The 21,191-nt window shown below is 30.9% G+C and carries 21 protein-coding genes; 4 read left to right on the forward strand and 17 right to left on the reverse strand.

Annotated features, from left to right (window positions below):
- The first annotated feature begins 148 nt into the window (after window positions 1-148).
- The 4 genes from lepA to BCF59_RS01985 all read left to right on the forward strand — a co-directional run bounded on the left by lepA (window position 149) and on the right by BCF59_RS01985 (window position 6,609).
- Entirely contained in the window at window positions 149-1,957 is a 1,809-nt protein-coding gene (gene lepA, locus BCF59_RS01970; protein ID WP_134110713.1) for a translation elongation factor 4, read from the forward strand.
- An 8-nt stretch (window positions 1,958-1,965) separates the two neighbouring features.
- Complete coding sequence (locus BCF59_RS01975) at window positions 1,966-3,870, forward strand: M13 family metallopeptidase (protein WP_134110715.1); 1,905 nt, start codon at window positions 1,966-1,968, stop codon at window positions 3,868-3,870.
- Window positions 3,871-4,321: 451 nt separating this feature from the next.
- A complete protein-coding gene (locus tag BCF59_RS01980; protein ID WP_134110717.1) occupies window positions 4,322-5,119 on the forward strand; it encodes an alpha/beta fold hydrolase in 798 nt (265 codons plus the stop codon).
- 41 nt (window positions 5,120-5,160) lie between these two features.
- Window positions 5,161-6,609: an MFS transporter gene (locus BCF59_RS01985; protein WP_134110719.1), complete on the forward strand. Its 1,449-nt coding sequence runs from the start codon at window positions 5,161-5,163 to the stop codon at window positions 6,607-6,609.
- A gap of 152 nt (window positions 6,610-6,761) precedes the next feature.
- Here the strand turns inward: BCF59_RS01985 and rplQ are convergent, their stop codons facing one another.
- From rplQ to rplK, 17 genes are all read right to left on the reverse strand, one after another.
- Window positions 6,762-7,124 carry a 50S ribosomal protein L17 gene (gene rplQ, locus BCF59_RS01990; protein WP_134110721.1) on the reverse strand — a complete coding sequence of 121 codons (363 nt, stop codon included), beginning with the start codon at window positions 7,122-7,124 and terminating at the stop codon, window positions 6,762-6,764.
- 1 nt (window position 7,125) lies between these two features.
- The gene (locus BCF59_RS01995; RefSeq protein ID WP_134110722.1) at window positions 7,126-8,136 is read right to left on the reverse strand and encodes a DNA-directed RNA polymerase subunit alpha; all 1,011 of its coding nucleotides are present in this window, start codon (window positions 8,134-8,136) and stop codon (window positions 7,126-7,128) included.
- A gap of 25 nt (window positions 8,137-8,161) precedes the next feature.
- Window positions 8,162-8,551 (reverse strand): 30S ribosomal protein S11, encoded by a 390-nt coding sequence (rpsK, locus tag BCF59_RS02000; protein WP_134110724.1) that lies wholly within the window; start codon window positions 8,549-8,551, stop codon window positions 8,162-8,164.
- Window positions 8,552-8,553: 2 nt separating this feature from the next.
- Window positions 8,554-8,922 (reverse strand): 30S ribosomal protein S13, encoded by a 369-nt coding sequence (rpsM, locus tag BCF59_RS02005; protein ID WP_134110726.1) that lies wholly within the window; start codon window positions 8,920-8,922, stop codon window positions 8,554-8,556.
- 17 nt (window positions 8,923-8,939) lie between these two features.
- Window positions 8,940-9,053, reverse strand: coding sequence for a 50S ribosomal protein L36 (gene rpmJ / locus BCF59_RS02010; protein ID WP_134110728.1), 114 nt, complete (start codon window positions 9,051-9,053; stop codon window positions 8,940-8,942).
- A gap of 14 nt (window positions 9,054-9,067) precedes the next feature.
- Window positions 9,068-9,286, reverse strand: coding sequence for a translation initiation factor IF-1 (gene infA, locus BCF59_RS02015; RefSeq protein WP_134110730.1), 219 nt, complete (start codon window positions 9,284-9,286; stop codon window positions 9,068-9,070).
- 1 nt (window position 9,287) lies between these two features.
- Window positions 9,288-10,034: a type I methionyl aminopeptidase gene (map, locus tag BCF59_RS02020; protein ID WP_134110731.1), complete on the reverse strand. Its 747-nt coding sequence runs from the start codon at window positions 10,032-10,034 to the stop codon at window positions 9,288-9,290.
- Window positions 10,035-10,418: 384 nt separating this feature from the next.
- Window positions 10,419-11,606: an elongation factor Tu gene (tuf, locus tag BCF59_RS02025; RefSeq protein WP_134110733.1), complete on the reverse strand. Its 1,188-nt coding sequence runs from the start codon at window positions 11,604-11,606 to the stop codon at window positions 10,419-10,421.
- Window positions 11,607-11,851: 245 nt separating this feature from the next.
- Window positions 11,852-13,099 carry a CNNM domain-containing protein gene (locus BCF59_RS02030; protein ID WP_134110735.1) on the reverse strand — a complete coding sequence of 416 codons (1,248 nt, stop codon included), beginning with the start codon at window positions 13,097-13,099 and terminating at the stop codon, window positions 11,852-11,854.
- Window positions 13,100-13,150: 51 nt separating this feature from the next.
- The gene (locus BCF59_RS02035) at window positions 13,151-14,602 is read right to left on the reverse strand and encodes a DnaB-like helicase C-terminal domain-containing protein (RefSeq protein WP_134110737.1); all 1,452 of its coding nucleotides are present in this window, start codon (window positions 14,600-14,602) and stop codon (window positions 13,151-13,153) included.
- Window positions 14,589-15,047: a 50S ribosomal protein L9 gene (rplI, locus tag BCF59_RS02040; protein WP_134110739.1), complete on the reverse strand. Its 459-nt coding sequence runs from the start codon at window positions 15,045-15,047 to the stop codon at window positions 14,589-14,591. The genes BCF59_RS02035 and rplI overlap by 14 nt, the downstream gene beginning before the upstream one ends.
- Window position 15,048: 1 nt before the next feature.
- Window positions 15,049-17,016: a GGDEF domain-containing protein gene (locus BCF59_RS02045; RefSeq protein ID WP_134110740.1), complete on the reverse strand. Its 1,968-nt coding sequence runs from the start codon at window positions 17,014-17,016 to the stop codon at window positions 15,049-15,051.
- A 118-nt stretch (window positions 17,017-17,134) separates the two neighbouring features.
- Window positions 17,135-18,151, reverse strand: coding sequence for a ZIP family metal transporter (locus BCF59_RS02050; RefSeq protein ID WP_134110742.1), 1,017 nt, complete (start codon window positions 18,149-18,151; stop codon window positions 17,135-17,137).
- Window positions 18,118-18,882, reverse strand: coding sequence for a YebC/PmpR family DNA-binding transcriptional regulator (locus tag BCF59_RS02055; protein WP_134110744.1), 765 nt, complete (start codon window positions 18,880-18,882; stop codon window positions 18,118-18,120). The genes BCF59_RS02050 and BCF59_RS02055 overlap by 34 nt, the downstream gene beginning before the upstream one ends.
- 8 nt (window positions 18,883-18,890) lie before the next feature.
- A complete protein-coding gene (nadE, locus tag BCF59_RS02060) occupies window positions 18,891-19,682 on the reverse strand; it encodes an NAD(+) synthase (RefSeq protein WP_134110746.1) in 792 nt (263 codons plus the stop codon).
- 123 nt (window positions 19,683-19,805) lie between these two features.
- Entirely contained in the window at window positions 19,806-20,501 is a 696-nt protein-coding gene (rplA, locus tag BCF59_RS02065; RefSeq protein ID WP_134110748.1) for a 50S ribosomal protein L1, read from the reverse strand.
- On the reverse strand, window positions 20,501-21,085 hold the full coding sequence (gene rplK, locus BCF59_RS02070) for a 50S ribosomal protein L11 (RefSeq protein WP_134110750.1): 585 nt from the start codon (window positions 21,083-21,085) through the stop codon (window positions 20,501-20,503). Before rplK ends, rplA begins: the two co-directional genes overlap by 1 nt.
- Between the last annotated feature and the right edge of the window lie 106 nt (window positions 21,086-21,191).

Consider the following 21,191-nt stretch of genomic DNA (forward strand, 5'->3'; position numbering starts at 1 on the left):
TTTTTAATAGTTAAAAATAAACTTATTAATTTTGAGATTCATAAGTTTATTTATCTTTGTGATAAATTTTGCAACTTTATAACTATCATTTTGAATATATAGTAATTTTATAAAAATAGAATAAAAAATAATATAATTTAAAAATATTATGGATAAATCAAAGATAAAGAATTTTTCAATTATCGCACATATAGACCACGGAAAAAGCACTTTAGCTGACCGTATTTTGGAAATTACAAATACGGTAGCTCAACGCGATTTAAAAGAACAATTTCTAGATTCAATGGAATTAGAAAAAGAGCGAGGAATTACAATTAAATTAAACGCTGTACAAATAAAATATCGTGATTATATTTTTCATTTAATTGACACTCCAGGACACGTTGATTTTACTTATGAAGTATCACGATCATTAGCCGCTTCCGAAGGTGCACTTTTGTTGGTGGATGCGACGCAAGGAATTGAGGCGCAGACTTTAGCAAATGTCTATTTAGCATTAGAAAATAATTTAGAAATCATCCCTGTAATCAACAAAATTGATCTTCCATCTGCTGATGTTGATGGTGTAAAAAAAGAAATTGAAGATGTAATTGGAATACCGACCGATCATGCGATTTTGGTGTCTGCAAAAACTGGTTTAGGTGTAGATAAATTACTAGATGCAATTGTAGAATTTATACCATCACCAAGGAATGCTGATGATAGTAAACCACTTAAAGCATTAATTTTTGATAGTTATTTTGATGCATATCGCGGGGTCGTGATGTTAGTTCGTGTTTTTGAAGGACATTTAAAAGTAGGTGATAAGTTTAAATTTATGTCACGTAATGACGAAAATAATAACTATCACGTTATAGAACTTGGGGTCCGCAATCCTTATGAAAACAAAAAAGAATTCTTAGAAGCTGGTGAAGTAGGATGAGTTTCGGCGGCCATACGTGATGCTAAGGAAGTTAATGTAGGTGATACCATTACTTTGCGAGACAATCCAACATTAGAAGCCTTGCCGGGGTATAAAAAAATGAAACCTGTAGTATTTACAGGATTTTATCCAGTAGATACCAGAGATTATTCATCACTTAAAGAAAGCCTAGAAAAAATTTCTTTGAGTGATTCGTCAATTAGTTGAGAGCAAGAAACGTCAAAAGCGCTTGGTTTTGGATTTCGAGTTGGTTTTTTAGGTATGCTACATATGGAGATTTTACAAGAAAGGTTGGATCGTGAATATAAAGTAGGAATTATTGCAACAAGTCCAAGCGTGGAATATCGGGTGACTACCACTAAAGGTGAAGTTGAAATGATTGCTAATCCGACGCTACTGCCTGACCGAACTTTTATTGAAAAAATTGAAGAACCTTATGTGCAAGCGCAAATTTTTATACCAAATGAATATATTGGTAATGTAATGGAGTTATGTCAAAGTAAACGAGGAATCTATAAATCATTAGAAATGATAGATGCTAAGCGTTCAAATGTGATTTATGAGTTACCGTTAGCTGAAACTATTTTTGATTTCTTCGATCGTTTAAAATCGTCTACAAAAGGTTATGCTTCTTTTGAATATGAATGATTGGGTTATCGTGAGAGTGATTTAGTAAAGGTAGATATTTTATTGAATGGTGATAAAGTGGATGCCTTTTCAATTATTGCGCACCGCGATCGCGCTTACGAACAAGCACGAGAATTATGTGTAAAATTAAAAGATGCTATCCCGAGACAAAATTTTGAAGTACCAGTACAAGCCACTATTGGTGGAAAAATAATTGCACGCGAAACAATTAAAGCATATCGTAAGGATGTTACTGCGAAACTTTATGGTGGAGATGTTACTAGACGTCAAAAACTACTTAAAAAACAAAAAGAAGGTAAAAAGCGCATGAAAAAACTAGGAAGTATTGAAGTACCACAAGAAGCGTTTTTATCAATTTTAAAAACTAATATAGATCCCAAAAAATAGGAGTAATTATGGATAAACTATTAAAAAATGACTTTTATGAATATGTAAATGCAGAATGACTTAAAACTGCAAAAATACCTGAAGATCGCGCATCAATAGGTTCATTTGTCGAATTAGATATTAATTTAGAGAAATTGTTAAAATCTTTAATTAAAAAGTGAGTAGATAAAGAAAAAGAACAACCTAAAGATTATCCGATGGTTTTAGAGTTGATTAAATTTTATCAACTAGTAATTAATGAAAAACAGCGCGCAATGTTGGAATGGCAACCCGTTAAAGAATTTTTGAGTAAATTAAATCAAATTAACTCGTTTGATGATTTATTTAAACAAGATAGAGATTTTTGACTAGAATATACAGCGCTTCCGATTCAAATCCAACTATGAGAAGATTTTGTGGATAACGAGAAAAGAATTGTTTGATTAGATTCGCTTCCTACTATTCTACCTGCAAAAGAAACTTATAATCAAGCTGATAAAAATAAATTATTAAACGTTTGAAGAAATATGGTTTTAGATTTATTGGTAAGTTTTGGTATTCAAGCAGATATGGCAAACAAAATGATACAAAATGCGATAGATTTTGATAATTATTTTAAAGATCATATTTTATCTGCGGTTGAGCAAGCTGATTATGTATCTTTATATAAACTAAAACAACGAGATGAACTAAAAACTTATTCAAAACAAGTTAATTTGGCAAATTTATTAGATTTAATTGTTGGTCAAAAAGTTACAGAAGCATCAATTCCTAACTTAAAATTATTTGAAGAATTTGATGAAATTTTTTGTACTGAAAATTTTAACAAATATAAAGATTTTTTGTTTATTAAAAATCTTTTAGCAACTACAGGGTATTTGTCGGAAGAAATTAGAATTAAAGCAACAGAATTTAAAAATGCATTAAATGCGGTTGAAAAAGTTCGAAATTTGGAAGATTATGCATACGATTTAACTACCAAATTTTTTGGAATGCCTTTAGGTATGTATTATGCAGACAAATATTTTGGAAGTAAAGCGAAAAAAGACGTAGAAAATATGATTGCAAGCATGATACAAATTTATAAAGAAAGTTTATTAGCAAACACTTGACTTTCAAAAGAAACAATTAAAAAAGCAATAATTAAGTTAGAAGCTTTTGAACCAATGGTTGGTTATCCAGAAGAAATTAGACCATATTATGCAAAGTTTAAGGTTAAATCATATCAAGATGGTTCAAATATTTTTGCAAATGTTAAAAAATTTGTAAAACTAATTACTGAATATAATTTTTCACTTTATCATAAAGCAGAAAGCAGAAAAATGTGGTCAATGACACCTGTAACCATTAATGCCTACTATACTCCTATCCATAATCAAATAGTTTTTCCTGCGGCAATTTTGGCAGCACCTTTTTATGATATTAATCAATCAAAATCAGCAAATTATGGTGGAATTGGGGCGGTAATAGCGCACGAAATTTCTCATGGTTTTGATAATAATGGTTCACAATTTGATGAAAAGGGACGCTTAAATAATTGATGAACCGAACATGACTTACATGAATTTAAAAAACGCACGCAAGCAGCAATTGCATTGTATGATCAAACACCAACACCGTTTGGTAAAGTTAATGGAAAATTAACGGTTTCAGAAAATATCGCTGATTTAGGTGGTTTTGCATGTGCCTTAGAGGCGGCAAAAAGAGAAGCAGACTTTAATGCGAAGGAATTTTTTATTAGTTGAGCAAGGATTTGGAGATCTATATATAAAGATGGATTGGCAAAAAGATTATTAGAATCTGATGTGCACTCACCAACAAAGGTTCGTGCAAATAAAGTTTTATCAAATTGTGATTTATTCATCGAAACTTTTAACATCAAAAAAGGTGATCAAATGTTTATAGATAAAAGTAAAAGAGTTAAGATTTGATAATATTATATTATCTTGTTATTTTTGATAATAAATTAGGTATAAAGAAAAAAAGCAAAAATTACCATTTTTTGTTTTATTTTTATGTTATATAGTTAGCATATATTAAGAGTAAAATCAATTTTTTACCTTAGTGTATGCTATTTTAAAATTTTTAAAGTAATTACGTTAGTGTTTCTGCTTTAGCATTTTTATAAAGTATGGCAGTGGTTTTTGATATTTAATTTCTTTCAATTGATTTTTTATATTATCTCGTGTTTATTTTATCTAATTTAAAGGTGAGATTAATATGAGATCCTAATGATTTGAAAATTTATCTAAATACTAATGGTATATAGTGAAGAAGATAATTTAAAATTAATATTGTAAAAAAGTATATAATTATTAAATTTAATATAGAAATATTTCCACCAAATTATATATTTGAGTTTATGTGGTTATAAAAAAGGAGATTATGAAAACTTTAAAGTATGATTATCCAATCTTTTTTAAGGATAATAACAAACCAAAAAATCCTATCATCTTTGTGCACGGATTTAATTCAATGCCAGAAATCCATAACGTATTTATGGATCAATGAACTTTAAGTGATTATTATGCATTAGCATTTCCTGGAAATAATATGTTAGAACCAAAAAATGGTGATGATGTAAGCGTTGAATCTTTTGCTGATTTGATTATTAAGTTTATTAAAGACAATAATTTAAAAGATGTAGTATTAATTGGACACTCAATGGGTGGCGGAACTATTTCATTAACATATAAAAAAGAACCTAAATTATTTGTTAAAATGATTTATGTTTCTCCAATGAACAAAACCTTATTAGAACGTAAAGAAGAATTCTTCAAATTATTTTCACCAACCACATTTGAAGCGTATAAAAACTTATTAGCTACTCTTTCGCCAATATACGGGCAAGCGTTACAAGATCCGATGGTTGAGGCAAGGGAAAGAAAAAACTTTGAGTCTGGAATTGTAAACAACCCATATATTATGAAACTTGGATATAGTTTAGCTGATGAAAACTTGCATAATGCAATTGAAGCAGGAATTAAAAGCATTGATGTTCCAATCTTATTAGTTTTAGGTGAAAGCGATATGATTATTAACTGTGAAAAAACAAAAGCATATTTTAAAACACTTGCTAAAAAAATAAGAGTTGAAGTTATTCAAAATGCAGGGCACGTACCATTTTACGAAAATTTTATTAAATACTTTACATTACTTACTGAATTTTATTTAGAAAAATAAAATATTTAATTATGTATAACCTTTAAAATGAAAGGATAAGAATGTTATCGAGGCTGAAAGAATTTAGCAAAAAACAAATTATTGCTTTGATTGTTTTGGCGGCAGCCGATGTTTTTGTGATTGCAATTCCTTACTATCTTAAAAACATTATTCCTAACTTTAACCTTTATTTAGGAATTAGAGAAGATCAAGTTGCTATACTAATTGCTATCATCGGAATTGTTACCTTAGTTACACAGCTTCCGGGTGGATTTTTAGCAAATAAATTTAGTTCCAGATGATTACTCTTTGGAGCAATTGTATCCACTGCTATGATTGCAATTTGATTTGGTATTTTGGTGTTAAATCAACGTAGTTATCAAACTACCGAAGCACAAAAGCAAGTATTATTTGCGCAATATGCAATAATTTGAGGTTTATGAGGAGTTACATCTACTTTAATTTTTTGGACTCCATTATGAAAATTGGTATCTCAACAAGCAAAAAAAGAAAATCAAGGTTTTGCATATGGATTAGAAAGTTCGTTCAATGGAATTATTGGTTTTGTTTTAATTTGAGCACTTGGTTTTCTTATAGTTACTTTTTGAATAGGAAAACTAAAGAAAAATGAAATCCCATCTAGTGGTGTTCCGTTTGCAGTTTATGTCTTTATAGTTGCCGCATTTTTATTAGTTGTGTCGGTTTTAGTATTTACATTAGTCCCAGAACGACCACTTGAAAAAGCAATAGAAGATGAAACCACTGAAGTTACGCCAAAAGAAAAATCTTTATGATCCTGAGATAAATTTAAGTTAGCTTTTAAAGAGGGTTTTAAACAAGTTAAGAGTTGAAAACTTTGAGCCTTGGCACTATTTTTAATGGGAATGTATACTTTTCAAACAGCTTTTCCGTTCTATGTGCTACAAACGTTAGTAAATGAATATAAAGCACCGACATGAATTTCATTTATTTTAACCGGGATTCTTTCTTATGGGTTTAGAATTTTTATTTCATGAGTTATTGGTGGTTGAGCGGATAAAACTAGATCATATATTCTCTTTTTAGTTACATCAACCGGATTAGCGATTGTTTCAATTATTGCAATTTTATTGATAGGATTTATTAATAATCCAATTGTTGTAATTGTAACAAGCATTGTTCTCTTTATGTTTATTGGTTCGCTTTCATGGGCAATGGCTACATTGAGATATACACAACTTAATGAAATTCACATTGAAAAGAATTCTTATGCTTCATCAGTTGGAGTTATGTCGTTTATTGGATTTTCGCTTGATGCATGATTTTATCCAATGTCATCAGCAATTGGGAAAGCTTATACACCAAAATTTGAACAACACACAAGCTTAGAGGGCTATAGAATTATTATTATAATTGCCTTAGTGATTGCGTTTCTTGGTTTATTAGCCGGTATTGCAGTGTTCGTTGCGAATACACGCGAACTAAAAAGGTTAGGTAAAACCACGTACAGATGAAGAGAGCTAGTTAATTAAGGAGTAAAATAAATTAAAAAATATACTGTTTAGTATATTTTTTATAACTCCTTGTGATTTTTATTGTTTTTGTGCTAAGATTGAACAGTAAAAAAACAACTCCAGGTAGGAGTTGTGAGAATAAAATTTATAAAGCTCAATTATAAGGAGAATTAAATAAGTTCAATAATTGCCATACGTGTGTTGTCACCTAAACGTTTTGGTAGTTTAATAATTCTAGTGTATCCACCATTTCTTTGTGTATATTTTGGTGCTATACTATCAAATAAGTGTTTTAAAACGCTTTTGTTTTCGTCTACTTTGACATCACGTAGATAACTTGCTACCGCACGCCTGTTAGCTAAGGTTGGATTTTTAGCTTTTTGAATCATTCTTTCTGCGTGTCTTCTGACTTCTTTTGCTCTTGTTAAAGTTGTAGTTAAATAACCGTGTGCTAATAATTCGGTTACTAATGAACGCATTACACCTGTTCTTCATTTAGTATCACGCGAGTAAATTTGTTTTGGATTTGCCATACTATTCATCTCCTTCTTTTAAATAAACACCGTATTCATTACATTTTTTGACAATTTCTTCAATAGATTTTTTTCCGAGGTTTTTAATATTTTCCAAGTCTTCGTATTTCATTTCAGCCAGTTCGTTAAGTTTTCTGATTCCAACTTTTTTTAACGCATTATAAGAACGGACGCTGAACCCCATTTGAGAGATTTCAATTTCGTTTTCTGGGGTTTGTTCTTCAATTTCTTCTTCTTTCTCAAAAATATCAACGTTTTTAATGTTTTCTACATCACCGATTACCGCAAAATGTCCGATTAAAATTTCGGCTGCTGATTTAATTGCTTGTTTAGCTGTTACGGTTCCGTTAGTTATAATATTAAATTCGAGCTCTTCTTCAATTTTAGGTGATGATGAGTTTAGTTCTCTTTGAGAGTATCATACTTTTTCAATTGGTGAGAAATCTGAATCCACTGCGATATACTCTGCTTTTTTAATATCGGTATCTAAAGCGACTTTTATTTCGGGTTTTGAAATAAATACCTTGTTTTCCTCAAAAGAAACAAAACCTCTGCCTACACGTAAAAACATTTCTAATTTTAATGCGTTAGCTGAAGAAATATTAGCAATGTGAATATTAGGATCAATTACTTTAACTGATGGATGTGATATTTGAATTTTAGCAGCAGTTAAGATACCTTCACTATCTGAAACTAATTTTACTTTAATGATTTCGTTATCTGAAACCAATTCGGGATCATATGTGAATTTCACTTTACGTAAATTCATAATCAAACTTGGAACATCTTCGATAACATCTTTAATAGTGGTAAATTCATGTTCTACACCATCGATTCTAACACAAAATGGTGCTAGTGATGTGATACTTGATAGCAGTACGCGTCTTAATGCTACTCCTAAAGTGTTTGCAAAACCACGTTCTAGTCCTTGTAACGTAAAAGTGGTTTCGTTTTCACCGACTTCTCTGAATACTGGTTTTTTGTTATAAGATAATTGTTTCATCTTTTCCATACAAGATCTCCTTAAATACTATGGTTTATTTTTTAGCACGTTCACGTTTTAAAATACGTTTTGGAGGTCTAGTTCCATTGTGAGGAACTGGTGTAACATCTTTAACTTCAGTAACTGTAATCCCGGCAACTTCAATTTGTTTTCTAGCAGCATCTTTTCCTGCCCCTAGTCCTTTAAGTTCAACTTTAACAGTTTTCATTCCGTGTTCTTTAGCAGATTCTGCGGCAGCTTGTGCTGCTAATCCAGCAGCGTATGGAGTTTTCTTTTTTGTTCCTTTGTATCCGATTGCTCCGGCTGATGATCAAGCAATTACATCTCCTTTTTCATCAGTAAAGGTAACAATGGTGTTTTGATTGGTTGAATGGATATGTGCAATTCCACTAACAACGTTTTTTTTCTTACTTTTACGAGCCATTCTTATTTACCTTTCTTTCCAGCTACAGTTTTTCTTGGACCTTTACGGGTACGAGCGTTCTTTTGAGTAGATTGACCACGCACCGGAAGACCTTTACGATGTCTAATTCCACGGTAACATTTAATTTCCATTAAACGTTTAATGTCCAATGTTCTTTCTCTACGTAAATCACCTTCTGTTGTATACTCTTTAGCTGCTTCACGAATTCTTGATAGTTCTTCTTCTGTTAAGTTTTTAACACGTGCATCTTCACTAACTTTAGCAGTAGCACAGATTTTTTTCGCTAATGTTCTTCCAATACCGTAAATGTATGTTAATGAAACAACAACACGTTTTTCGTTTGGAATTTCAATGTTTAAAATTCTAGCCATTTAATGTACCTTTCTTATTAACCTTGTCTTTGTTTATGTTTTGGGTGGATACAAATAACACGGTTTATACCGCGACGTTTGAGGATTTTGCAATCTTTACAGATTGGTTTTACACTTGCTCTAACTTTCATTAAATTCTCCTTAATTATTTATGACGATATACAATACGTCCTTGTGATAAATCATAAGGACTCATTTCTACGTCAACTGAATCGCCAGGCAGAATACGAATGTGATTTACACGCATTTTACCTGAAATATGAGCTTTAATTAGTGCACCGTTATCTTCTAATTCAACTGTATATAAATCAGTTGTATGAGCTTCTTTAACGATTGCTTTAAATTTTATTGCATCTTTTGCCAAATTAAATTCCTTTCGTAAGGACTACACCTTTTCCGTCTTTGATTAAAACGGTATGTTCATAATGTGCTGTGTTTGTTAAATTAGCGCTAACGACAGTTCAACCATCTGATAATATTTTAATTTTAGGAGTTTGAATTATCATTGGTTCTATACATATGACCATACCATCTTTTAATAGTGGTCCAGTGTTTTTGTGACCACTATTAAAGATGTTTGGATCTTGGTGTAATTGTTTTCCTATTCCATGACCACAAAATTCATCTGGTGTATATAGATTATGTTTTTTGATATATTCACCAATAGCATAACTGATATCTCCGATTCTTGCGCCTGGTTTAATTGCTAATAATCCAGATTCAAAGGCACCGATCGCGACATCTATTAATTTTTGGTCATTTGTGCTAACTTTACCAATCGCTTTAGTAAAGGCACTATCACTATAAAATCCTTCTCAAACACATCCGATATCAATACTGACTAAATCGCCTTCTTTTACGATGTAATTTGAAGGAATTCCATGGATCAATTGTTCGTTTACGGAGATACATGTGGTTGCGGGAAAATTATACAAACCTAAAAAAGCAGGTTTGGCTCCGTGTTTTTTGATTTCATTAAAAGCTAATTGATCTATTTCTTTTAATGAAACCCCTGGTCTTATAAAGTCTCATAAAACTTGTTTGACTTGTGCCAAGATTGAGCAACTTTTCGTAATTTTCTTGATTTCATTTTTATTTAAAATTTGAATCATACTACTCCTGTTGCTGCTTTTGGAAGCATAAAAAGATACTTTTACAAAAGTATTTAAATAATATCATTTTTTTAAGAATTTAGAAATATTTTATTTTACTAAAATATAGAGAAATTTAAATTACAAATCTAAAAACTATACTATAAACTTTAAAAAAAATAAAGTCGCTTTTAGGTTTGTAATTCATTGTTTATTCCTTAAATATAGGAATAAACGCTTTTATACTCATAAAAGAGGGAAATACGGGAAATACAAAAAAAGATGACTTTTAAAAATATCATCTTTTTTTGTATAAAATTTTTGCTATTTAGTGTAGCTTTTAGGTTTGTAATTCAGCAACTATTCCCATAAAAGTTGGAGAATAGTTTTTTAATTTCTAAAAAATTATTTAATAATTTTAGTTACTGAACCAGCACCAACTGTACGGCCACCTTCACGGATAGAGAATTTGGTTCCGGCTTCAACGGCGATAGGAGCGATTAATTTAACTTTTAAGTTAACATTTTCTCCAGGCATAACCATTTCGCGCCCAGCTTCGAATTCAACTCCACCAGTAACGTCGGTTGTACGGAAGTAGAATTGTGGTTTATAGTTTTTAAAGAATGGTGTGTGACGTCCACCTTCTTCTTTTTTAAGAACATAAATTGCTGCCTCAAATTCTGTGTGAGGAATAATTGAACCTGGTTTAGCCAAAACTTGTCCACGTTCTACATCATCACGGTTAACTCCACGAAGTAATAATCCAGCGTTATCTCCCGCAAGAGCTTCTTTAAGGTTTTTACGGAACATTTCAATTCCTGTAACAACAGTTTTCTTAGTAGGTTTAAGTCCAACGATTTCAACTTCTTCGTTTAATTTTAAAGTTCCACGTTCTACACGTCCAGTAGCAACGGTTCCACGTCCTGTAATTGTAAATACGTCTTCAACAGCCATTAAGAAAGGTTTTTCGAAATCTTTAACTGGAGTTTCAATGTACTCATCAACGTGGTTCATTAACTCCATAATTTTTTCTTCTCATTTTGCAACACCTTCTAATGCTAATTTAGCTGATCCTCTTACAAATGGAGTATTGTATCCGTCAAATCCGTATTCAGAAAGCATCCCACGAACTTCTAATTCAACAAGTTCAAGCATTTCTTCTTCACCTTCTAACATGTCGCATTTGTTTAAGAAAACAACCATACGAGGTACTCCTACTTGTTTAGAAAGAAGAATGTGTTCACGTGTTTGAGGCATTGGTCCATCTGTTGCGGCAACAACTAAGATAGCACCATCCATTTGAGCTGCCCCTGTAATCATGTTTTTAACGTAGTCAGCGTGTCCAGGACAGTCTACGTGTGCATAGTGACGTTTTTCTGTTTCGTATTCGATGTGTGCTGTATTAATAGTAATCCCGCGAGCTTGTTCTTCTGGTGCTGCATCGATTGATGCATAGTCACGAGCTTGTGCAAGTCCTTTTTTAGATAAAACGGTAGCAATCGCAGCGGTTAATGTTGTTTTACCGTGGTCAACGTGTCCGATTGTTCCAACGTTAATGTGTTCTTTACTACGGTCAAAGTCTAATTTTGCCATTATTTAAAATCCTTTCATATTGAATAAATTGATATTATATAAATATAGTTTGTCTTAGCGCTAAAACCACCATAGCCTAGTCTTACAACTAGGACCCGTCCATTCTTTAGCGTTTATCTCTTATCTATTGATATATTATTAGTATATTTTAACATTTTTTTAATTTTAGTTAAATTATTAATGTTATGCTTGCTATTTTTAAAACAAACTCTAAATGATTGCTTGTAATTGTAGCATAGTCAAAATTATTCAATTGATACCTCGATGCAAGCTTTGTCTTTAGAGTGTTTTGACTTATTGTCTTTATATAATTCTAAAACTTTAAAGGTAACCTTGTTTTTTAAGGTGTATTTAGAATTTTTATATAATCTCGGTCGGTCAATTTTTTTAGTGAAATATTGATATACAGTTAAATTTTCTTCGTCTTCTTTTAATAAATTAGTATTAATTTTCATTTGTTTAAATAAATCTCACATTATAACATTCCCTTTAACACGAGATTTTTCTAATGAAATTTCAAAGATATCTTCATCATCGTCATATTCATCATATATTTCACCAACAATTTCTTCCATAATATCTTCAAAAGATATAATACCTAAAATATCGGTGCTATTGTTATTTTCCACAACAAAAGCCATTTGTGCTCTTGCGGCACGCATTTTATCTAAAGCACTAGATAAAACAGAATGAGTAGAAATAAATGGCACGGTTTTAACGTAGTTTATAATGCGTGCTCTAGTTAAATAAAAGATATCTTTTAATAAGATAATGCCAATTAACTCACCGTTTTTTTCGACCGGAATCCTTGAATAGTTGGTTTCTTTAAATAAATCTTTTGCCTCTTGTAAACTAGCCTTGTAATTTAAGGTTGTTACATCTTTTAGTTTTACATAGTGAGAAGCAACCTTGGTGGAATCTAAATCCAATGCGTTTTTAGCTAAAATGCTTTCTCCGGTTTGTAAAACACCTTCACTTTGCGCTAAATTAATCATTGATTTTAAATCTTGCTCAGAGTTAGTGATGTACATTTGTTTCGAAAAACGTTTAATAGGTCAGGTTAAAATTCAAAAGATTCAGTAGCTAAATTCGATTCATCAAATAAAAATTTGTAAGTATTTTTTGGGGTATTTTTTAGCAATTAATTTGGGTGTTATTTCACCAAAAATAACTAATAATGGAGTTACTATTACTGTTGTAATAATGATTGTTAATGATTCGTTATTAGGAATTAATTGTGCTAAAAATCAGCTAGTTAAAATTGATGATATAACATTAACTAAGTTGTTTCCAATTAAAATCGTGGTTAAAACTCGTTCGTAGCGACCTGCATATTTATTAATTAATTTAGCGCACTTTTCTTTGCGTTCTAACATTTCGTAAATTTTAGCTTTTGAAATCGTAGAATAAGCAATTTCGCAGCCGCTATAAACGGCTGATAGAACAAATAAAAGCAGTAAAAAAGGTAATACTATAAAACTATATCAGTTCATTTTTGCTCCTTAATTAACTGCTTATTGGGATAGGATTCCATAATTTCCTCTCTATTCGTTTCTTTCTTTTTCTTTGAAAGTAACAATTCTTCCTTCATATATTAAATCAGCATAACCGGTTGTGCCGCTCCTATTTTTTGCGATTGTTACTTCGGTAATTTTGTAAATATCGGCATATTCCTCTGTTTTTTGCTCGTTATCTTTTTTCTTTTTATCTAGAATTGTGCGCGATAAGAAAATAACAATATCCGCATCTTGTTCGATTCCTCCGGATTCACGGAGATCTATTAATTGTGGACGCTTATCTTCGCGATTTTCCACATTACGTGAAAGTTGTGAGAGTGCTAAAATTGGGATTTTTAAGTCTAAAGCTAAAGTTTTTAGAGTACGTGAAATCATGGCGACCTCATTAGAACGAGTCCCGTGGCTTGAACCACCAGAAACTAATTGTAAATAATCCACTACAACAAAACTTAAGCCACCGTTTAAATCTTTGGAAAGTTGTTTAATTTTTCAAATAATATCAGTTATTTTGCTGGTTGCAACATCGTCAAAATAAATTTGACCTCGATTTTCATTGAATGAAGCAAGGTTTTTTAATTTATTAAGTTCTAAATTACTTAAATATTTTGGATTTTGTAATTTTCCAAGTTCAATGTTAGCTAAAGATGAATAGTATCTTCCGATAAGTTCTTGAACAGGCATTTCTAAAGAAATAAAAGCGCATGATTTACTACGATCACGAATTATGTTTCTTGCGATGTTTAAAGCTAACGCAGTTTTTCCAACACCTGGGCGAGCACCCAAAATAATAAATTGACCCGGTTTGAAGCCTTTAGTGAAGCGATCTATTGAATCAAATCCACTAAAAATAGAATGAATATCTGGGTCATCTCCATGAATAATAGATTCAATTTTTTCTAAGAATGTTTCAGTTGCAGTATCTATATCTACAAAAGAACTATTCTTTAAAGCTCGCTCGTTGTTTTCTAAGATAAATGTTTCAAAATCATTTAAAGAATTTTGTCAGGTGATATCGCTATTGTTTTTGAATGCAGATAAAGTTTCAGCGTAAAAAGCTTCTAAAGCGCGCAAACGCGTGAGTTCTAATAATTTTTCTAAATAAAAATTAAAGTTTGTACTATTATTAAACATTACAGCTAAATCACTTAATAAAGCTTCTGTTACCAAGGGAAAACGACTTCTTAATGATGCGTCGTTAGCTATTTCGGTTGAAATTTCTAGGTAGCCAAAAAACGTGATGTGATTATTAGATTTGCTGCGTTTGTATTTTATGAGTTCGAATAATTGACGATATTGCGCTGAAAAAAAGTCGTCAGAAGTTAAATAATCTGTTGCTAAATACTGTTTTTCTTCGTCCGATAGCATAATCGCTAGGACGTCTTTTTCCATTACAAAATCTCTGAATAAAGTATCAGAAAGAGACCTCACTTTAAGTTCTTCAAAATTATTATAGATAGGTTTAAATTTATTTCTTAACATTTATTGTGATTTCAATCCGTATTTTTGCAACAATATCTTTGTAAAGAGCTGCTTCGATTTCGTGTGATCCTTCAGAAACTAAATGAATTTTATGTAAAGCGTGTTTTGGTAATTTAAAGCCTAATTCCTTTAGGTGTTTATCAACCTCTTTAGTTGAGACTGAGCCATGGACATTTAGATTTTTATGTCCATCAATATTAGCATTTAAGTGAAATTTTAAAGTTAGATTTTCAAGTTGTTTTTTTAATTTTAAGGCTTCAGAGCGCACTTGATGTTCATTTGCTACTAATTCGTTAAGCTTTCTTTGTAATTGTGCATTAGTTTGCTCGTTGTATGCGACACCAAAACCTTTTTTAATTAAGAAGTTTACACCATAACCTGGTGCTACATCGATGATTGTATTTGCTTTTCCATCTTTGCAATCTTTAAGTAAAATAATCTTCATATTATGTCCTTTCGGCAGTTGTAATTGCGTGTCTAATGTTATCTGCGAAAATTGGTAGTTCTTCTTGTGATTCAGCAGCAGCAGTAGCAAAATGACCACCACCTCCAACCGCTTCACAAATTACTTGTACATTAGTATCAATTCCGCGCGCGCTTAGTTTATAAGTTTTTGAATTTGGTAGTTTTGCAACAACAAACGAAGCTTTACGTCCACGCACTTTTAAAATTTCGTTTGCAGCAATAGAAATCACGTCGCTTGAAGCTTCTTCGTCGGAATAAGCTAAATAATATCCTTCTCTTACTTCAATTATATTTGTTAGTAATTTTTTTATTGTTTTTGCTGTTGTGTCATCGTATTTTAGTAAATCTACACTAATTGAGGAATCGGCTCCTTTTGTTTCTAATCAAGCTGAAGCTTCAAAAGCACGCTTTGAAGTGGATTTAGAAAATTGGGTTGTATCTAAATATATTCCATTTAATAATAGCTGCGCAATTTCTTTTGAAATATCTACTTTATAACTTAAGAATATTGATAGTTCGGTAACAATTTCTGATGCGGATGATGCATTTGTGTCAACATACATATTAGTTTTAGTACAAAAATCAATACTTTTACCTGGTCTGTGGTGATCTAAAACAAAAACATTATCACGAACCGAGTTAGCGATTGCATCAATATTATCAGTGCGTTCAGGATGCGATGTATCTACAATAAATATCAGACTTCGTTCGCTGGTTAATTTGTTAGCAGTCGCAATTTTGATAAACACGTTTTGTTTTTTAATGTTTTGTAACAAGTTTGTGGTAGTTGCATCAAATGTAGAAATTGCTATATAAGCTTCTTTATTGAAAGCTTTAGCGATGTTATAAATTCCAAAAGCAGAACCAACTGCGTCTAAATCAGCCAATTTATGCCCGTAAATTATTACGTTTTCAATATCAGGGTTTGACATTTTCTTAGCAATTTTTTCAGCAAGTACTCTAATTTTGGTGCGATTATTATCTGAAAGAATTTCAGTATAAGAACCAAAATAAATTGGTTGCGTGGTATCTGAAAAAATTGCGATCTGATCTCCACCACGTGATTGAGCTTGATTAAGTGCTTTTTTGGCTTGTTCGAGTTTTTTATTTAATAAACTTCAACCAGTCGCCAAACCAAGCGAAACAGAAAGTTTGATGCTTTCGGTGTTTTTGATTCTTTCGTTAATTTTAGTAAAGATTGCGAAATTCTCTTGCTTTAATTTTTTAAGAGAAATTTTGTTAGTTATTAAAATAAATTTTCCGTTAGTATATTGACGATAAATTAAGTTATATCTTTCAACACATTCGTTTAAAGTGTCAATTATGACTTTGTTAACATTAAATAGTTGCTCTTCGGATAAAACTGATTGTAAGAGTGAATAATTATCAATTTCTAATTCACCAATAACTGATTTTTGCTCGTGCATTTCCTTCTTAAATAAAGTTTCTAATGTGATGTCACGGATTATGATACTATTGTTAAGCGGTCAAAACTGTATTTCATAGTAGTTATCATTATTTTGTATTGTAATTTTAGTAGTATTGATTTCTTTAAATTGATTGTAATTTGGATCTAATTTAGTTAAGAAATCATTAATTTGTATTCCTATAAAACTTTTGTGAAATTTAGAAGTTATGAAATTGCTAGACCATATAATAGTGCGATTAACATCGTAAATGATAATTCCGATACTATTATTAGTCATTATTTCATCGACAAAATTATCAAAAGAACGCTTAACTAGCTCGCGCGATTTTGTAAAATTTACAATTGAAAAGTATAAAATCGTTAAAATTAACATTAAAATTAAAAATAGACCAACAACAAGCAAAATAAGTAGTCTTTGATCTGTGTTAATTAATAAAAAAATAATTAATAAAGCAACGAATAATAATGCTAAAACTATGCTAGCTGTTATAAAAAATCATAATTTTTGCTTGTGATTCATTTAACCCCTTATTTTAAAATAAATTTATTTATTTAAAATATATTTTAATTATACAATATTACACTTATTTTTATAGAGATTGCAAAAAGTATAAAAAAAACTTCTAATTGAAGTTGTTTTAGTGTGAGTGAAAAGATAAAATAATTACTGAAAAGACGACACCAAGAAATAAGAAAATAATTGTAATCAGTCATTTCTTTTTATTAAAGAACTCGTGATAGAATTCTGGGAAAAATTCTACAAGTGAGGTAAATAGAAAAATTCCACCAATTGCTGAATAGATAATGCTTTTAAGATATTCATTTACGAAATCACCACCATAAATACCAATTAAAATGAATGGTAAAAATAATGATAAACCTAAAAATGAGATAAATAAAGCTTTTCATGGTGAAAATCCAGCATCTCTTAAACGAACATAAAAAATCATTTCTTCAGGAATTAGGTGTAGAATAAGTGATGCAAAATATGCTGTTGTAAGTGCAGAATCACCAGGATTTCCATTTTGACCTGGTATTAGTTGATTTAAACTATAACCAATTAATAATCCTTCTGGAATTCTATGAGTTAGTAATAAAAGTAGTGCGATAAGTTTTAGTTTACCTTCCACTTTTTGTTTTAATGTGTCTTCGGCTAATTCAATTTTATCTTCTTGATTATTTAAAAAACTGTCATGTTGATGGTTGTGATGGTGGTTGTTGTGTGAGTGTTGGTGACTAAAAACACTAAGTTTGTTAGAAACCATTAATTTTTTGTTTAAACGATGTGAAATAACAAATTTAAGCACAAACGCAAAGATTAAACCACTTAATATTCCACCACCGACTAAACCGACGTTTAATAAAAATGCAGAATTATGTGTTTCTTCTAAATTTTCTACAATTCCTGAAGAAACTTCTAATGATTCTTTTAAAAATCCATATGTAGACAGCACTATAAAAAAACCAGTAGAAAAAGCATATAAATAAACTTTATTTTTATGAATACTTTTTCTAAAAAAAGGTAAAAGTAAAGAAAGCAATGTAGGGATGAGTAATAAAGCAAATAAAAATAAGAAACTTAAAATTAATTTTGACGCTCAAGGAGCATTGATTCCGTTTTCTATCGCGTTATATAAGTTTGTAATTCATTTCATTGTTTTTGTGTAATTTCTATATTATGAAAGACATCTTGAACATCATCATCCTCTTTGAGTTTTTCGACAAAATCTAATAATTTTGCTTCCTTTTCTGTTTCATAGGCTACATATATATTTGGAATATAAGTAACTTCACATTGGATGAAGTCTTCTATTTTTAATTGAGTTTCAATTGCGTTTTTGAATTCACTGAAATTTTCAGGTGCACACAACGCAATTAAACTATCTTCTGTAGTTTTTACGTCTTCCACACCGTTTTCTAACGCAAAAACCATAAAATCATCTTCATTAATTAATGATTTTGAAATTTCAATAATTCCTTTTTTATCAAAAGAAAAAGGAATTTGTCCAGTTTTGCCTAAAGTGGCATTTTGCTTGTTAAAATATGCTTGAATGTTTGATTTAACACGATTGATATTGTCACTTAAAGTGACAACAATAAAAGTAGCACCACCACTTATAGTAGCATTAAAGATTAATTCAGTGAATGATTCTGAACCTTTGGTTCCAGTTGCTTTTGTAATTGCTCTTTCAATGTTATCTTTAGGCATATTCTTTGCTTTTGCTTTGGAAATAGCAAGTTTTAACGTTGGATTTTTATCGGGATCTGGTCCTGATTGTGCTGCAACAAAAATTTCTTTTGATAATTTTTGGAAAATTTTTCCTCTGGCCGCATCTTGTGCGCCTTTTCTATGAGCGATATTTGCTGAGTGTGAGTGTCCAGCCATAGTTTCTCCTATCTAACTTTGTTTGGTTTGTAAATTTTATCGCGTTTATGTTGTGAAATTTTGTGTTTGTATTGAATTTTTTTAATAGTTCCCTGTGATAAGTATTTCTTAATTTCACTTGGTTGATTAAGATGGTTTAAATAAAAATCTAATTCTTGGTAACTAAATCCCAGCTCGTTTTCATCGGTTTGACCATCTCATAATCCAGCAGATGGTTTTTTATTTATTATGCTGTCTGGTACCTTTAAAAGTTTAGCTAAAAAACCTACTTCGGCTTTAGTAAGTTGGCAAATTGGTAGTAAATCTGCGCCACCATCACCATATTTAGTAAAATAACCAATATAAATTTCGTCAGCATTATCGGTTCCTAAAACTAAAGAGTTATTTTCTTGCGCTTTTGCATATAAAGTTGTCATTCTTAAACGAGGCTTAATATTAGCAATAGCCAAGGAATTCGATAGCTTTAATTGCTTGCTAATGGTATTGAAAGTTTCGGTTAGATTTATAGTTTCGAATTTTGTATGAAAATCAGATTCTAATTGTTGGATGTGTTTCAAATCTTCTTGAGTCATTTTTTGAATTGGCATCACAAAACCAAAAGTATGTTTTGGGGCAACTGAATGTGCTAGTGCGTAAGTTAATGCTGAATCAATTCCGCCGCTAATTCCTACTACAAAACCATTAGAATTAGATTGTTTTAACTTATTTGCTAAAAATCTTTGTATGGTTTTGATGTATTTTTTTGCTTTTTGTTCGTCAAAACTATATGAAAAACCATTATATTTGGTTATTAAACTCATTATTCAACCTTTCTAATTAAGTCTTATAACATCTTTATAATTATAAATGTAATTATTTTTATTTAAAATTAATTTTTAGAGAGTCAATGTATAATAAAAAAGCACCTTGTATTAAGTGCTTTTTTATTTTTCTATTTTAATTTTTACACTTGGTCCCATCGATGCTGAAACGGTTAGGTTTAGCATATATGTTCCTTTAACCGCCGCTGGTTTAAGTTTTTTAATTAAAGAAATTAAAGTTCTAGCGTTCTCTGCTAAATCTTTTGTGCTCATACTTGCTTTACCGATTAAAGAGTGCACGATTCCGGCTTTGTCTGTACGATAATTTGCTTTTCCTTTTTTTAGTTCTTCAACAGCTTTTTCGGGTGTTGGAGTTACTGTTCCGGTTTTAGGGTTAGGCATTAAGCCTTTAGGTCCTAAAACTTTTCCATATTTTCCTAGTAAAGGCATCATTGTAGGATCAGCAACCATAACATCAAAATCAAAATTTGATTCTTTGATTTTTTGTTCTAATGCCGGACCATCTAATACTATGTCTGCCCCTGCTTCTTTCGCAAGTTTTTGTTTTTCTACGTTATTTGTAGCCACTAAAACTTTAACAGTTTTTCCTGTTCCGTTTGGTAATAAAACAGCTCCACGTAGTTGTTGGTCTGCTTTACGAACATCTAAATTTAAGTTGAAAGATAAATCAATTGAAGCATCAAATTTTGCGTATGCTGTTTTTTTTGCTAATTCAATTGCTTCTTCTAGTTCGTAAGCAACAGTTCTATCAAAAGATTCTCGAGCAGCTTTTAATTTTTTAGGTAATCTTCTCGCCATTATTCTGCTCCTTCTTTTTCATCACTAATTGTACGTACTTCAATTGTTTGACCTTTAGTTTCATTTAATTTTTCTTGGTCGGCTTGTAATGCTGCTTCTTTTGCGGCAGCTAATGACGCAGCCTTTGCAGCAGCTTTAGCTTCCGCTTTAGCTTTAAATATATCATCTCAACCCTCGATTAAAACACCCATTTGTTTTGCGGTTCCTGCAACTATGGACATAGCTGCAAAAATATCATTTGTGTTTAGGTCGGGTAATTTATATTCTGCGATTTCTTTTAATTGTTCTTTAGTAATTGTTCCAACAATAGTAGTTTTAGAGTTTTTAGAACCTGATTTTAATTTTGCTGCTTGCATAATTTTATATGAAGCAGGTGCTGTGAATAGCTTAAATTCAAAGCTTTTGTCTTTGTAAACTGTAATTTTTACAGGAACTGGTTCATCACCTCTATCTCTAGTGGCATCGTTAAATGCTCTAGTGAATTCTGGCATGTTAACACCAACCCCGGCCAATGCAGGACCTGGTTTAGCTTTTCCGGCAATAAATTGCAATTTAGCAACACGTTGAATTTCTTTTTTTGCCATTTTGTTTAATAGAATCCTTTCGATAATTGTGGTATACGATTAAATTAATCTCCCACATCTGGCAATTTAATAAATTGCTATATTATTATATTAAAAAAGGTTATTT

This window comes from Mycoplasmopsis mustelae (assembly GCF_004365095.1).
GTDB classification, from domain to species: domain Bacteria; phylum Bacillota_I; class Bacilli_A; order Mycoplasmatales; family Metamycoplasmataceae; genus Mycoplasmopsis; species Mycoplasmopsis mustelae.